At 75.5% G+C, this 15,990-nt stretch carries 4 protein-coding genes; all 4 read right to left on the minus strand.

Annotation, left to right across the window (positions count from 1 at the left end):
* Position 1: 1 nt before the first annotated feature.
* Positions 2 to 8,032 carry a type I polyketide synthase gene (locus SGLAU_RS32810; protein ID WP_052413660.1) on the minus strand — a complete coding sequence of 2,677 codons (8,031 nt, stop codon included), beginning with the start codon at positions 8,030 to 8,032 and terminating at the stop codon, positions 2 to 4.
* Between the two features lie 20 nt (positions 8,033 to 8,052).
* The gene (locus SGLAU_RS35205) at positions 8,053 to 14,688 is read right to left on the minus strand and encodes a type I polyketide synthase (RefSeq protein ID WP_052413661.1); all 6,636 of its coding nucleotides are present in this window, start codon (positions 14,686 to 14,688) and stop codon (positions 8,053 to 8,055) included.
* A 70-nt stretch (positions 14,689 to 14,758) separates the two neighbouring features.
* Entirely contained in the window at positions 14,759 to 15,697 is a 939-nt protein-coding gene (locus SGLAU_RS07105; protein WP_052413662.1) for a thioesterase domain-containing protein, read from the minus strand.
* Positions 15,684 to 15,947 (minus strand): acyl carrier protein, encoded by a 264-nt coding sequence (locus SGLAU_RS07110; protein WP_043499339.1) that lies wholly within the window; start codon positions 15,945 to 15,947, stop codon positions 15,684 to 15,686. The genes SGLAU_RS07105 and SGLAU_RS07110 overlap by 14 nt, the downstream gene beginning before the upstream one ends.
* Positions 15,948 to 15,990 lie beyond the last annotated feature (43 nt).

Here is a 15,990-nt window from a genome sequence, read left to right on the forward strand (position 1 = left end):
GCTAGTCGTGGTGGATCTCGATGCCCAGGTCACCGAGGCGGTAGATGCGCAGGGCGGACTTCCAGACGTGTCCGTCGCCGGTGAGCACGATCCGGCCGGGCTCGCGGCGGATCTCCTTGACGTGCACGTCGAACTCCATGCCGGGGTCGTCGCGCAGGATCTGGCCGCGGTAGGACCAGGTCGTCTCGGTGCCGCGCAGCAGCGCGAAGCGCGGGTTGCGCAGGCCCTCGGTCAGTCCCGTCTCGACGGCGTACACCTGGAGCCCTTGCAGCAGTGCTTCCACGCCGAGCGAGCCGGGCATCACCGGGTCGCGGTGGAAGTGGCAGGAGAAGTACCACTCGTCGGGGCGGACGGTGCGGTGCCCGCGCAGGTAGCCCTGCCCGTGCTCGCCGCCGCCCGGCAGCACGTCCAGCCACTCGACGAGGTCGAGGTGGCCGCCGGCCGGGCGGGGCGCGGTGCCCGCGGTGCGTTCCCGGAAGGCGGGCAGGTCGATCCGGCGGACGCCCGGCGGCCGTGCGGGCCGGGCGTCCAGCCAGGGCGGCACGGACCGCCCCTTGTCGAGCCCGACCTGGCGGGCGAGGGCCTTCTCGTTGAAGTAGCCGAACAGGGACTCGCCGGTGTAGAAGACCTCGCCGTCGCAGGAGAGTTCGTAGGCGAAGTTCTGCAGGATGGAGCCCGGCATCCGGTCGCTGGACAGCAGCGTGGAGCGGTGCTGGACGGTCCTGCCGCGCAGGTCGAGGTCCTTCAGCAGGGTGGCGCGGCCGTCGAGGTTGCGGATGCTGAACCGCTCCTGCGGGAAGGGCAGGGTGGCGCCCAGGTAGTAGCCGAGGAGGATCGCCGCCTGGAGGCTGGACTCCATGTAGACGCAGTTCGGCATGTACGGGTGCCCGTTGTCGGCGTAGTACCAGGCGTCCTCCGGCACGTCGTACTCGGTGACCATGACCGCTCCGCGCCGGAGGGTGCCGCGGGTGCCGTCGAGGCGCATCACCCGGTCGACGAAGAGGAAGTCGCCGTTGGGGATGTACGGCGCCCGGCTGTCGGCGTAGATCTCGAACTCGGGGCCCATCGCCACGGCCAGGTCGCCCTTCGCGGCGTGCGCCATGTGGAACTCGTTGAGCAGCGCGGGCTCTCCGGTGGCCGGGGAGAGCCGGCCCAGGAAGTGCGGCACCTCTCCCCCGGCCTGCGGCCGGTACGGCGTGCCGGGCTTCTCCCGCAGCCGGATGCCGAGCCCGGTGACGCTGATCGACGGGGTGCCGTCGCGCAGCACGACCACGTCGGCGACGAGCGCGGGCCGGGGCAGCAGGGTCAGTTCGGTGATGTCGATGCGGTACTCGACGCGTTCGGTGCGCGGGGTGATCTGCCCGCGCACCTTCACCTCGGTGGTCAGGCCGGGCACCGGCTGGAAGCGGGCGTCGGGGAGGGTGAGGTGCAGGCCGAGGGAGAGCGCGTACACCTCCAGCAGCTGCACCGCGCCCTCCGCGACGAGGGAGCCGGCGAGGACCGGGTCGTCCGGGAAGTGGCTGGTGAAGTACCAGCCGTCCGGGTCGAGCCGCTTGACCGCCTCGATCCGGCCGAGGCCGTGCGGGCCGCCGGTGCGGTCGAGGACGGTCACCTCGTCCGCCATCCGCAGCGGCCCGTCGGGCAGCCGCAGGGAGGAGTTGCAGCCGGGCGGCTGGCGGTGGCCCTCGCCGAAGACGTCCGCGATCCGGCCCTCGGCGAGGGCGTCCAGGTCGGCGGTGGTCAGCGAGGTGCGTCCGGTCCGGGCCAGGGGCTTGAAGCTCCGCTTCCGCGCCGGCACCCCGGCGCGGGCCACGCGTCCCTGCACCAGGCCGGGGCCGGCCTCCAGCTCCTCGTCGGTAAAGAAGCCGGCGCAGGCGTTGGTGAGCTTCAGGATCAGCTCGCCGTCGGCGTAGCAGTCGTAGTGGAAGAAGAACAGCAGGGTGTCGCCCTGGCGGACGAACTGGTCGATCCAGATGTCGTAGCGCAGGGTCTGCCCGGTGCGGGGCAGGTCGCCGACGAAGCTCAGGGTGCTGTCGAGCAGGCGGTACACCCGCCGGCCCCGGTTGGTGAAGTCCGCGCCGAGGTAGCTGATCAGCAGCAGGTCGCACTGGCCCGCCTCGATGGTGACGGCGGGCGGCACCTGGCCGTCGACCGCGTACCAGGCGTCCTCCGGGACGTCGTACTCGGTGCGGATGAAGCTGGGCCGGAACTCGCCCGGCTCGGCGTCCAGTCGTGTCACGCGGGTGGCGAAGAGGTACGGGGGTGCGGGCAGCCGTACGCGGCGGGAGTAGCCGTCGATGCGGGCGTACCGCGGGCCGAAGACGTTGCCGATCTTGCCGGTGGCGAACTCCAGGAGGTCCCGCTCGTCCCAGATGACGCCCTCGGGCTTGGGGGCGCGGGGCGGGGCGGGCGCTTCCTGCGGTCCGGACGGGGCCTGCGGTCCGGACGGGTCCTGCGGTCCGGACAGTTCCGGCGGTCCGGACAGTTCCGGCGGTCCGGACGGCTGGGCGGGCGGTGCGGTGGCCGACGGGGTGGTGGCCGGAGGGGTGGTGACGGGAGGGCTGGTGACGGGAGGGGCGTCGGCCGATGGGGCGGTGGCCGGAGGGGCGGTGGCCGGAGGGGCGGTGGCCGGAGGGGCGGTGGCCGGAGGGGCGGACAGCACCGCCAGCAGCTCGTCGCGCAATCCGCGCTGTGCGTCCAGCACTTCGCGGTGCGCCTCCAGGATCTCCGCCCGCAGACTGCGGACGAGCGCGAGCGTCGACTCCCGCTCGGCGGAGCCGCGGCCGGGCTGCGGGGGCACCGGCAGGGGGGCGCCGAAGACCGCGGGGCGTGGGGGGACGGCCGGGGTGCCCGGGGCGTCGGCGGGCGGGCGCGGGGCCGGCAGGGACCCGGCGGGCGCCCAGGCGGGCGGGGACTCGGGACCCGGGGCGGGGGCGGGTACCGGCGCGGGTGTCCCGGGCGGGGGCGGTGCGGTGCGTACCGCTTCCGCGGGGAGCATCGTGATCGGGTCCCGCTCCAGCGCGAGCGCGGGTACGGGCGGACCGGCGGGGCGGGTCGGCATCGCGGTGTCCCATTCCGTGACGGTGGGGCGGGGGGCAGGCAGGTCCCGGGCGGGACCGGGAGGCCGGGCGCCGGCCGGGACCGGTGTGTCCGAGGGCGGGGGCGGCGGTGGCTCGGCGGCGGAGCCCCGGCCTGCCGCCGCCCCGGGCCCGGGCGCCGGCCCGGGAGGCCGCGCGGGAACGGTCGCCGGCACCGGCCCGGGAGGCCGCACCGATGAGGTGGCCGGCACCCGCTCGGGCGTCGGCATCGGCTCGGGGGTCGGCATCGGCTCGGGCGTCGGCACCCGCTCGGGCGTCGGCATCGGCTCGGGCGTCGGCATCGGCTCCGGCTCGGGCGTCGGCACCCGCTCGGGTCTCGGCTCGGGCTCGGACACCGAGACCGGAGCCGGGACCGGAGCCGGAGCCGCGACGGGAGCGGGAGCCGGAGCCGGGACCGAAGCCCGGACCGGAGTCCGGACCGGGGCCGGAGTCCGGACCGGGGCCGCGCTCGGCTCGTCGGCGGCGCCGGGTGCCGTGTCCGCGTCGAGCCGCGCTCCCGCGCCCGCCTTCGCGGGCACGGGCACGGGCACGGTCACGGGCACCGCGCCGGTCTGCCCGGGCGCCGGGGCCGCAAAGGGCGCCCCGGGCCGTTCGGCGGCCGGCTGGACGGTGGCGGGCAGCGCCCCCGCGCCCGGGTTCTCACGCGGCGGGGCGGGCGACGTGCGGGGGATCCCGGCGAGCACCGGTGCCGCCGCCCGCGCGACCAGGGGGGCGACCGGGGCACCGCCCACGGGGAAGGCGCGCAGGCCCGGCGCTCGGCGGGCGGGGCTCGTACGGCGGCGGAACGGAGTGAGGTCGACGGGGACGCCGTGCGCGGCCAGCCGGGCGACCAGGCGGGCGATGTCGGTCGCCCCGCGGGCACCGCGCCGGTCGACCGGGACGGACAGGTGCGGCTCGTCGCCCAGCGTCTCGTGGATCCAGCGGGTGCAGGTGCTGGACGGGCCGACCTCGATGAAGCAGCGGAAGCCGTCGTCGTAGGCGCGCCGGACCAGCCGCGGGAAGTCCACCGTCTCCCGCAGGGTGACGGCGATGTTCCGGGCCACCCGGTCGGGGTCGAGGTCGTCCACGGGCGCGTAGTGACGGCTGCTGTAGAGGACCAGGCCGCCGGTGTCGCCGGTGGGATAGCGGTTGAGGTCGGCGAGTTCGGGCAGCACGCCGTCCACGACGGGGCAGTGCATGACGTGGTTGGCGGGCGAGCGCGCGCTCCGGCAGCCGAGGGCGTCGATGAGGGCGCGGCACTGGGCGGGGTCACCGGCGACGACGACCTCGTGGGGCGTGTTGACGTGGGTGATGAAGACCCGGTCGTGACCGGCCACGGCGGTCCGCACCTCATCGGCGGGGGCGAGCAGCACATGCGTGGCCCACACCTGCGCGTCGGGCACCTCGTCGCCCAGTCCCCACAGGGCGCGGACCGTCTTCTTCGGCCCGCGCAGCCGGTCGACGAAGAGCGGTGAGGCGTCGATCTTCGTGGTGGCGCGGGCCCCCTTGCTCCAGCCGCCCGTCGCGAACAGCATGCTGCTCTCGCCGAGGCTGTAGCCGAGCGCCCCGTGCACCGGCACGCCGAGCACGTCCCGCACCAGGTCGGTGGCGAGCAGCGCGTAACTGGTGCCGACGGCCAGCATCAGCGGGATGTCGTCGAGCAGTTCGGTCTCGCGGCGCATCAGCTCGCGCCGGTCGAGCGGGCCGAGGGAGCGCGGGTAGAGCGCCTCCGCGCGCAGCATCGCGGCGGGCGCCTCGGCCTGCGCCTCGAAGCGGGGCAGCAGTCCGGGGAAGGCGCGGAACAGCGCGCCGCCCAGGCCGAGGTACGAGTTGAAGGCGCCGGGGTAGACGAGGGCCGTCTTCACTGCGGGTCCGCCGGCCGGCCGGGCGGTGAAGCAGCTCCCGGACGGTGACGTCCACTCGCCTCCCGCCCGGTGGACGCCGGGCAGGTCCTTGAGCGCCTGCTCGGCCTGCCGGACGAGTCCGGCCGCGTCGTCGGCGACGAGGACGGCCTTCAGCGCGGCGGGCCGGTCCTGTGCGAGCCGGTCCCAGTCGCCGCCGCCGGCGACCGAGTCGCGCAGTTCGGTGAGGCGGCGCAGCAGGCCGTCGAGGTCGTCGGCGCCGACAGGCACGACCAGGCCGCCGTCGGAGCGGACCCAGTCGGTGGCGGCGACCTCGCCGCGGGTCTGCGCCCCGCCGAGGACCAGGTGGGCGTGGCTGCCCGCGGTGCCGGTGACGCTGACACAGGCGAGCCGGCGCCCGTCGCGGCGGCGGCGCAGCCAGGGCCGGGAGTCCGCGGCGAGGAAGAACCCGGAGCCGGTGAGCGCGTCCCGGCCGACGCCGCCGGGCGCCACCGGCTGGTAGGCGTGGTGCAGGCACAGGGCGGCCCGGATCAGCGAGGCGAGCGCGGAGGCGCAGCCGGTGTCCCCGACGGCGGCACCGGCCGCGGAGAGCGCGGTGCGCAGCTCGCCGCCCGCGCGCGGCGCGGACCACACCCGGGCGAGACCGGTCAGGACGGCCGGGTCGGCGGTGCCGGTCTCGACGAGTTCCACCTCGGCCGCGGTGACCCCGGCGGCGGCCAGCGCCTCCTCGGCCGCGGCGGCGACCAGCTCGGGGTCGGGGCGCGGGGAGAGCGTCGGCGAGTGGCGGACGGCGAGCGCGTCGACGGTGGCGTACACGGTGCGGTCCGGCGGCACCGAGCCGGGGCGGGTGACGACGACGGCTCCGGCGCCCTCCCCGAGCAGCGGCGCGCCGCCCGGTTCCAGCAGGTCGCGGGCGAGGGTCGACTCGGGTCCTGCGGCGAGGTCGACGGCGCCGACGAGGACCGCCTCGACGCTGGGGTCGAGCAGCAGCAGCCGGGCGGCGTCGAGGGCGTCGACGCCGACGGAGCTGTCGGACGAGACGGTGAACGAGGGGCCGGTGAGGTTCCACAGGGACGAGATGCGGGCGGCCATGATGTTGCCGATGTAGCTGAGGACCTCGTTGGCCTCGATGGAGTCGTGGATGCCGTCGCGGGCGGCCCGGGTGAGCGCGGCGAGCTGCTCGCCGGACGGGTCGAGTCCGGCCCGCGCGCACCAGGCGGCGAGTTTGCGGCCGAGCGCGTGGCGGGCGGCGTGCCCGTGCGCGCTGGGTTCCATCTCCATGCCGAGGACGACGGCGACCCGCCGCCCGGTGCCGCCGCGGGCGCCCCGCTCGTAGCCGGCGTCGCGCAGCGCCTCCTCCGCGACCCGCATCATCAGCAGGTGCTGCTGGTTGAAGTGGTCGAGGTCGTTGGGCGGGATGCGGTACGCGGTGGCGTCGGCCTCGAACTCCGCGACGTACGCGGCGTCCCGCGCGCCGCCCGGCAGCGGGCCGGTCTCGAAGCCCCGCCAGCGGTGCGCGGGCAGCTCGCGTACGACGTCCGTGCCTTCGTGTCCGGCGCGTTCGAAGGCGTCGAGGGTGGTGAGGGAGCCGAAGTGGGCGCCCATGCCGATGACGGCCATCGCGGGCGGGGCCTGCCGCGGCTCCTCCGGCTCCTCCTCCGGTGCGGTCTCCGGGCCGGACAGGACGACGTGGGCGTTGGTGCCGCCGAAGCCGAACGCCGAGACGGCGGCCCGGCGCACACCGTCCCCGGCCGGCCACGGCACGGGTGCGCGGACCACCCGGTCGGCGACCGTGCCGGGCAGCGGCTCCCGCAGTCCGGCGGTGGGCGGCAGGACGCCGTGGCGGAGGGCGAGGACGACCTTGACCAGGCTGCTCATCCCGGCGGCGGTCAGCAGGTGCCCGATGTTGCCCTTCACCGAGCCGAGCAGCGGTCCGCGCCCGAAGTACCGTTCCACGCCCTCCAGTTCGGTGCGGTCGCCGATCGGGGTGCCGGTCGCGTGGCACTCGACGTACCGCACGCTGCGCGGGTCGGCTCCCGCCCTGCGGTACGCGAGGTCGTACGAGGCGAGCTGGCCGCTCACGTTCGGTACCAGCAGGTGCTTGCCGGGGCCGTCGTTGCCGAGTCCGATGCCCTCGACGACGGCGAGGACGCGGTCCCCGTCGCGGCGGGCGTCGGCGAGCCTTCTCACCGCCACCATGGCCGCGCCCTGCCCGGTGATGATGCCCCGCGAGCGGGCGTCGAAGGGCTGGCTGGGCGCGCCGTCCGGCGGATAGGCGCGCAGGTCGGAGAAGGACAGGTGGATGACGGTCGGGTCGGGCGCGCAGACACCGCCCGCCAGCATCAGATCGGCGCGCCCGGTGGCGAGCTGGGCGCAGGCCAGTTCGAGCGCGTACAGCGCGGAGGAGCAGGCGGCGTCCAGGGTGAAGCGGGGGCCGCCGAGCCCGAGGGCCGCCGCGACGACGTGGGCGGGCAGCCCGCCGGGCCACAGGTTGTGGGCGTCGGCGAGACCCGCGCCGGGACCGGCGGAGGCGTCCCGCTCTCCGGGCGGGCCGTGGTCCGCCGTCAGGGCCGGGCTGCCGTCCTCCGTCAGGAACGGCAGCCCGGCCGCGGGGAAGCCCGCCGCCGCGAGTCCCTCGGACACGGCGGCGTCCCACAGCTTCCCCGCTGTCCGGCCGGAGGCCGGGGTGGGGAACGGGTAGTTCCCGAACACCACCCCGGTCCTCCGGCCTTCTGCCCCGCCGGACGCGGCAGCGGGGGACACACCCGCGTCGGCCAGGGCGTCGTGGGCCGTCCGGAGCGCCCAGTGGAACGAGCGGTCCAGTCCGGCGAGATAGCCGGCGGGCAGCAGCAGCCCGTCGGGGACGGCGGTGTCGGCCTCGGCGCCGAGGAACCCGCCGCGCGTGCAGGAGATGCGGTGCCGGTCCCGGTCCTCCCGCGCGCCCGGCCCGGGGGCGAGCGGACCGGGTCCGAAGATCCGCTCGCCGCCGTCGGTGCGGGAGTCCGCACCGTCCATCAGGTTGCGCCAGTAGGCGTCGGGGGTCGCCGCTCCGGGGAACAGGCAGGACAGGCCGACGATCGCGTAGGAGCCCATGGGTCTCAGCCTCTCCGGGGTCAGACCGTCACCGGGGCGACCCGGCCGCCCGGCTGCCGGAACCGGCTCTCCAGTTCCGTGTCCTCCACGGCCGTCACGTCCTCCAGGACGACGAGCACCCGGCCGTCGGGGTCGGTGGCGGTCACCGTGCAGGTGACGCCGGTCCGGCCGGGCCGGACGTCCTCGACGGCGATGAGGAAGTCGGCGTCGGAGGGCAGCGGGGCGTACAGCCGCACCCGGCCGATCTCCATGGGCAGGCAGGCCCGCCCGCGCTGTTCGCGCACCCACACCAGGACCGCCTGGAGCAGCAGGTCGGCGAGGGCGGGGCGGTGCAGCCGGGTGCCGGGCGCCCCGGGCGCGGGCCGCTGGTCGGTGAGCCGGGCGCGGACCAGCAGCCGTCGCTCGTCGGCGGCGAGGACCGTGCGCAGGCCGCGCAGCGACGGGCCGTGGAAGAGGGTGCCGTCGCCGTACAGGCGGGTGGCGTCCCGGCCGGGTGCGGCGGTGCGGGCGAGCGCGGCGAGGTCGGTGCGGCCGGCCGGGGCGGTGATGTCGGCGGTGCCGAGCCGCACGCTGTAGGCGGGCCGGCCGCGGCCGGTGGCGTCGACGGAGGAGGCGAGCACGTCGGTCTCGGTGCCGTCGCCGGCGGCCGGTTCCACGGACAGGCGCAGGTGGTGCGGCGGCTGGGTGTCCGGCTCGTCCCAGGAGACGCCCTTGAACACCTTGAAGCCGCTCGCCGAGGTGACGGTGCGCCCGGTGGCCGCCTCCACGGCGCCCGCGAGCAGGCCGAGCGCCGCGGTGGCGGGCAGCACCCGCCGGTCGCCGAGGGTGTGGTCGGCGAGCAGCGGCCCGTCGGCCAGGTCGGCGAGCGGGCGGTCCACCACCAGCGGCCCGCCGGTGCGGGGCCGGGGCGGGGCGGACAGCGGGGTGAGCGGTCCGGCGACGACGACCGTGTCGTGGGCGTGCGGCGCCGTGAACTGCTCGGCGAACAGCCCGGCCCCGGTCGCGGCCGGCACCAGGGCGACGCCGCGCGAGGCGAACACCTCCCGCAGGTCGTCGGTGACCATCCCGCCGTCCCAGGCGCCCCAGTTCACGGCGGTCACGCGGGCGGAGGGCAGTTCCCGCTTCAGCCGGGCGGCGATCCGGTTCAGCGCCTCGTTGGCCATCGCGTAGTCGGACTGCCCCCGGTTGCCGAAGAAGCCGGCCACGGACGAGAACAGCACCAGGTGCCGCAGGTCGGCGACGCCGCGCAGCACGTCCAGGACGTTGCCGAGGCCGAGCAGCTTGGTGGCCAGCACCCGGCGGATCTCCTCCGGGGTCTTCTGCGCGATCAGCCGGTCGGCGAGCACGCCCGCCCCGTGCACGACGCCGGTGACGCGACCGGCGTACGGCGTCAGTTCCCGGCGTACGGCCGCGGCGTCGGTGATGTCCACGCTCAGGTACTCCACGCGGGCCCCGGCGGCGGTCAGCCGGCCGAGGTTCGCGGTGATCTCCCGGCCCGCGGTGATCTCCCGGTACGTCGCCTCCACCTCGCGGGGCAGCGGTCTGCGTCCGCCCTCCGCCATCCGCCGGGCGATCAGCCCGCGCAGCGCGGGCCCTTCCTGCCCGGCGGCCCACTCCGGTTCGGGTGCGGGCCGGCTGCGGCCGAGCAGCAGCAGGCCGACGGGACGGGTGGAGACCAGCGCGTGCAGGCAGTCCGCGGTGATGCCCCGGGCGCCGCCGGTGACGACGAGGAGGTCACCGGTGGTGAGTTCCGGCACGGCGGTGGCGCGGGGCGGCGCCGGTTCGGCGGAGGGGGCGATCGTGCGGCGGCCCGAGGGGTCGTGCGCCACGTCGGCGGGCGTGGGCGACAGGTCGGCGATCTCTTCGAGGAAGCGCGCGCCGGCGGTGGTCGGGGCCAGGTCGGGGGCGAAGTCGACGGTACGGGTGAACAGTTCCGGTGCCTCGACGGCGAGCGTCTTCACCAGTCCGCCGATCCCGCCGAGCAGCGGGGAGCCGTCCCCGCCGCCCCGCAGTCCGCCGGCGCCGTCGAGCCGGGTGACGGCGACGAACGCGGCCCGGCCGCCCTGCCGGGCCGCCGAGCCGAGCGCGGGCAGGGCGTGCTTGGCCACCAGCAGGCCGTGCTCCAGGCGGCGTGCCCCCTCGGTCCACTCGGGTCCGGCGGCGGCCGCCATCTGGACGACCAGATCGGCCCGCCCGCTCACCAGCGCCCCGGCCAGCTCGGTCTCCTCCCAGCTCCCGAGTTGCCGCACGGCGTCGGCCTCCGGCACGACCGGGTCGCTGCCCGGCAGCGCGACGACCTCCACCCGCCAGCCGTCGCCGCGCAACGCCCCGGCGAGCGCGCGGGTGAGGATGGAGCCGTCGTGCACGAGGACCGCGGTACGGGCGTCGGCGTAGGCACCGACGAGGGTGTGCGGCGGGGGCAGTTCCACCGTCTCGGCGTAGGTGCGGCCGATGCCGGGGGCGGCGGGGTAGGCGACGGTGAGGGGTGCGGGGGCCGCCGCCGTCCCGGCGGTGACGGTCACGGACGAGGCCAGGAAGCCGGCGATGTCCTCCAGCGTGCGCAACTCGGCGACAACCTCCGGATCCACGTCCTCCGACACCGGATACGCCTCCTGCAACGCACCCAGAATCTGCACCCGCTTGATCGAATCAATCCCCAGATCGGCCTCGACGTCCATACCCGGCTCCAGCATCTCCACCGGATAACCCGTCTTCTCCGCCACCGCCGCCAGCAACGCCTCCAACACCCCGGAAACCGCAACAGCAGGAGCCGCTACTCCAGGCTCCGGCTCGGGCTGGGGCTCGGCCTTCGAAGCCACCGCCGTCCCGGCGGTGACGGTCACGGACGAAGCCAGGAAGCCGGCGATGTCCTCCAGCGTGCGCAACTCGGCGACAACCTCCGGATCCACGTCCTCCGACACCGGATACGCCTCCTGCAACGCACCCAGAATCTGCACCCGCTTGATCGAATCAATGCCCAGGTCGGCCTCGACGTCCATACCCGGCTCCAGCATCTCCACCGGATAACCCGTCTTCTCCGCCACCGCCGCCAGCAACGCCTCCAACACCCCGGAAACGGCAACAGCAGGAGCCGCTACTCCAGGCTCGGGCTCGGGCTGGGGCTCGGCCTCCGGAGCCACCGCCGTCCCGGCGGTGACGGTCACGGACGAAGCCAGGAAGCCGGCGATGTCCTCCAGCGTGCGCAACTCGGCCACGACCTCCGGATCCACGTCCTCCGACACCGGATACGCCTCCTGCAACGCACCCAGAATCTGCACCCGCTTGATCGAATCGATCCCCAGGTCGGCCTCGACGTCCATACCCGGCTCCAGCATCTCCACCGGATAACCCGTCTTCTCCGCCACCGCCGCCAGCAACGCCTCCAACACCCCGGAAACGGCAACAGCAGGAGCCGCAACTTCAGGCTCGGGCTCGGGCACCACCAGCGTCACCGGCTCGGGCTCGGGCGCCACCAGCGTCTCGGGCTCGTGGTCCGGCGCCGTCACGGGCTGCGGCTGCGGCTCCGGCTCGATTCCGGGCTCCGCGGCCGGCTCCCCCTCCCCCCGCAGCGCGTCCAGCAGCAGACGGGTGGACCGGTCGTGGGCCGCGCCGATGGCGGCGCCGTGTTCGCGGATGAGCCGTACGGCGGCTTCCGTGTCGGGGTGGGCGCCCGCCCGTACGGAGTCCTCCAGGGCGCGGACGGAGGCGTGGACGGTGTCGGCGTGGGCGGTGAGGATCTCCGCCTGGAGGGCGAGGCCCTCGCGGAGCACGGTTTCGAGGCCGGTCCCGGCCCCGCTCTCCTGCCCCGGGGGTGCCGAGACGGGCGTCAGGGGCCGCGCCAGGGCGTCGCGGTAGGCCGTACGGCGCTCTTGGGTCACGTAGTTGACGCCGCGCAGCGGGATGCTCATGCCCTTGCGGACGGGCTCGGCCGGGACGGGGGCGACGTGGTCGTCGAGGCCGGTGAGGGGCAGCCCGAGGACGGCGAGTTCGAGGGCGGCGCGCTTGATCGCGAGTTCACCGTCCTTGGCCGGGCCGCCGTCCACGGCGAGGGTGACGACGTCGGTGCGGCCTTCGAGGATGCGGTCGACGAGGTCGGTGAGGACGCGCCTGGGGCCGAACTCGACGAAGACGCGGAAGCCGTCGGCGTACATGCGCTCGATGCCCGCGACGAAGTCGACCGGGTGCAGGAGCTGGTCGACGAGGGTGCGCCGGTTGGCGGCGGCGTCGGTGCCGTAGGAGGAGCCGGGCGCGTTGGCGTACACCGGGATGGCGGGGGCGCCGAGCGCCGTGCGCTCCACGGCCTCGCGGAAGGCGTCGGCGGCGTGGGCGACGAACCCGGTGTGGAAGGCGGCGGACACGGGCAGCCGCTTGGCGCCGATCCGGCGGCCGGAGGCGTCGGCGACCAGCCGCTCGATCTCCTCGGTGGGGCCGCCGACGACGATCTGGCCGGGGGCGTTGATGTTGCAGATGGCGACGTTGCGGTAGGTCGCGACCAGGCCCTGCACCTCGGTGAGGCTCGCCCGGATGGCGGCCATGGCGCCGGGGTCGAACCCGGCGGGCGCGTCGTCGGGCGGGGCCATGGCCCGGCCGCGGGCGCGGGCCAGGGTGGCGAACTGCTCGTCGTCGAGGGCGCCGGCCGCCCACAGGGCGGTGAGTTCGCCGAAGCTGTGGCCGATGGCCCCGTCGGGGCGGAAGCCGAGTCCGCGCAGCCAGGCGTACTGGCCGGAGGCGAGGGCGCCGATGGCGGGCTGGGCGTAGTCGGTGCGGCGCAGGGCCGTCTCCTGGGCGCGGCGGGCTTCGTCGGTGAAGGCGGGCGGCGGGAAGACGGTGCGGGCGAGGGTGTCGGGGCCCTCGGTGAGCCGGTTGGCGCGGTCGAAGGCGGCCCGCACGGGCGGCAGGGCGAGGGCGGCGCCGCGGCCCATGCCGACGTACTGGCTGCCCTGTCCGGCGAAGACGGCGGCGGTCCTGGTGCCGGCGGGCAGGGCGGTGCGGCGGTACGTGATGCCCTTGGGGTGCTGCCAGGACGCGGCGTCGGGGCGGGCGCGCAGCAACTCGACGGCGGTGGCGCGCAGTTCCTCGAACTCGGCGTCGGTGCGGGCGGCTATGCCGAGGCGGGCGTGCTGCTCGGGTATCGGGCCCTCGTCGGGGCCGGCGCCGTTCTCGACGCGGGCGGCCAGGGCCTCGGGTCCCGCGGCGTGCCACAGGCCCCAGCGGACCACGGGGCCGAGCACGGGGGCGTCGCCGCCGCGCGCCGGGGCGTGCTCCTCCAGGACCATGTGGAAGTTGGTGCCGCCGAAGCCGAAGGAGGAGACGGCGGCGCGCCGCTTGGCGCGGGCCGGGTCCGCGATCCAGGGGCGGGCCTCGGTGTTGACGTAGAACGGGGTGCTCGCGGGGTCGACGGCGGCGCTGGGCTGCTCGACGTTGATGGTGGGCGGCAGCACCTTCTGGTGCAGGGCGAGGGAGAGTTTGATGAGGCTCGCGGCGCCCGCGGCGGCCTTGGTGTGCCCGATCTGCGACTTGACGCTGCCGATGGCGGCGTAGCCGTGGTCGTCGGTGCCGGCGGAGACCACGGCGGACAGGGCGGACAGCTCGGTGTGGTCGCCGACGGCGGTGCCGGTGCCGTGCGCCTCGAAGAGTTCGACGGACCCCACGGGCACGTCGGCGTCCTCGTAGGCGCGGCGCAGGGCGAGCTGCTGCCCTTCGGCGCGGGGCGCGTAGATGCTCTTGTAGCGGCCGTCGCTGGAGGTGCCGATGCCGCGCAGCACGGCGTAGACGCGGTCGCCGTCGCGTTCGGCGTCGGCGAGCCGCTTGAGGGCGAGCATGCCGATGCCCTCGCCGATCAGCGTGCCGTCGGCGGACTCGTCGAAGGGCCGGATGAGCTGACTCTTCGAGAACGCCGGGGTCTTGCTGAAGCACAGGTACATGAGGATGGTGTTCTCGGCGTCGCAGCCACCGGTGATCATCAGGTCGGCGCGGCCCTCGATCAGCTCGCTGACGGCGAGTTTGACGGCGGCGAGGGAGCTGGCGCAGGCGGCGTCGACGGTGCAGTTGATGCCGCCGAGGTCGAAGCGGTTGGCGATGCGTCCGGCGACGACGTTGCCGAGCATGCCGGGGAAGGAGTTCTCCTCCCACGGGATGTACGCCTTCTTGAACCGCTCGGCGATCTCCTCCGCGTCCTGCTCGCTGAGGCCGGCGCTGCGCACGACCTCCTTGAGGACGGGGGTCTGCAGCCGGGCGGAGAGCGGCTGGGTCAGCGAGTTGGCGCCGGTGACGCCGAGGACGACGCCGGTGCGGGAGGCGTCGTACCAGCCGGCCCGGTCGGTTCCCGCGTCGCGCAGTACGTCGCGGGCGACGGTGAGGGAGAGCAGCTGGAGGATGTCGGTGACCTCCAGGGTGTTCGGCGGCAGCCCGAACTCCATGGGGTTGAAGGCGATCTCGGGCAGGAAGCCGCCGCGCCGGACGTAGGTCTTGTCCTCGGCGGCGGGGTCGGGGTCGTAGTAGTCCCCGGTGTTCCAGTGGGACGCGGGGACGTCCTCGATGCAGTCGGCGGCGTCCACGATGTTGTGCCAGAAGGCGCGCAGGTCGCGCGACTTGGGGAACAGGCCCGCCAGCCCGACGATCGCGATCGGTGTCTCGGCAAGACGTGGGTAGCGCACGATGGTCCTCCGATGGTCCTGTGGGTCCTGCGTGTCGGGTGCGGCGGGGGGTGGGGAGGGGGCGCGCCGGTCAGCCGCCGGGGCGGACCGCCGTGCCGGGTGCGACGGGCCGCGGGGGTGCGGCGAGCAGGTCGGCGAGGGCGGTGCCGGTCGCCGGTTCGCCGAGCATCGTGTAGTGGTCGCCGGGCACGTGCCGCAGCCGCAGGGGGCGCCCGCTCAGCTCGCTCCAGCCGAGGTCGGGGCTGGCGGGCAGCAGCGACCGCTCCGGTTTGGCGACGGTGACGGCCCGGTCGAGCGGGGCCGGCAGATAGCCGGCGGTGCAGCGGTTGTTGCGGACGAGTCCGGCGTGGAACGCGGTGTACAGCTTGCGCAGCCCGGCCGGTTCGGTGCCCGCGGGCAGCACGCCCTGTGCGACGGCCGCGTCCAGCAGGGCGTCCAGGTCCCGGATGGCGGTGGCGCCGGTGACCAGGCGGCGTCCGCGGCGGGCGCCCAGGTACATCGCGAACCAGTCGAGCAGCAGGGCCGTGCCGAGCGCGTCGTCGGGCCGCTGGAAGGCGGCGACGGGCGCGATGGAGTCGAGGACGGCCAGCTCCCGCAGGGTGCCGCCGCGGCCCTCGGCATCGAGCCGGGCGGCGATCTCGTAGCCGACGACCCCGCCGAAGGACCAGCCGACCAGGGCGAAGGGACGTTCGGTGAGTCCGGCGGCGGTCAGTTCGGCGAGGCAGCGCGCGGCCAGCTCGCGGACGCCGACGACGGGCGCCGCCGGGTCCAGGGCGGCGGTGACGTACTCGGAGACGGTCCCCAGGTCGCACAGGTACGGTGCGGTGTCCTCGGGCAGCCGGGCCGCGAGGTCCGCCCACGCCGAGGCCGGCAGGGCGCCCGGGTGGACGGCGACGACCGGGCGGGCCGCCGGTCCGGCCGCCGGGCGCAGCGGGGTCAGCAGCGGCCTGGGCGGCGGCGGCCTGCGCGGGGGCCTGGCGGGTCTGGGGGCGGTGTCAGGCCGCGACATGCCGGGCGCTCTCCTCCGCGATGTGCTCGGACAGCGCGGCGATGGTCGGGTGGTACCAGAGCGCGGTGGCCTCCAGTTCGAAGCCGAGCCACTTCTCCAGTTCGCCCGCGAGGATCAGCGCCTCCGTGGAGTCCAGGTCGAACTCGTCGAAGTACCGCTCGACGTCGATCTGCTGCTGCTCCACCCCGAGCCGCACGGCGAGCTTCTCGACGAGCCAGGCCCGGGCCTCTTCGGCGGTGACACGCTGCATGACGGATTCCCCTCAGTTCGGTTCTTCTCCGGTGCGCTTCTTG

Source organism: Streptomyces glaucescens (genome assembly GCF_000761215.1).
In the GTDB taxonomy this organism is placed as follows: domain Bacteria; phylum Actinomycetota; class Actinomycetes; order Streptomycetales; family Streptomycetaceae; genus Streptomyces; species Streptomyces glaucescens_B.

Bases quoted from the DNA above. Each gene is read 5' to 3' on its own strand.
- SGLAU_RS32810 (WP_052413660.1), bottom strand. From the start codon at position 8,032: ATGGGCTCCTACGCGATCGTCGGCCTGTCCTGCCTGTTCCCCGGAGCG.
- SGLAU_RS07105 (WP_052413662.1), bottom strand. From the start codon at position 15,697: ATGTCGCGGCCTGACACCGCCCCCAGACCCGCCAGGCCCCCGCGCAGG.
- SGLAU_RS07110 (WP_043499339.1), bottom strand. From the start codon at position 15,947: ATGCAGCGTGTCACCGCCGAAGAGGCCCGGGCCTGGCTCGTCGAGAAG.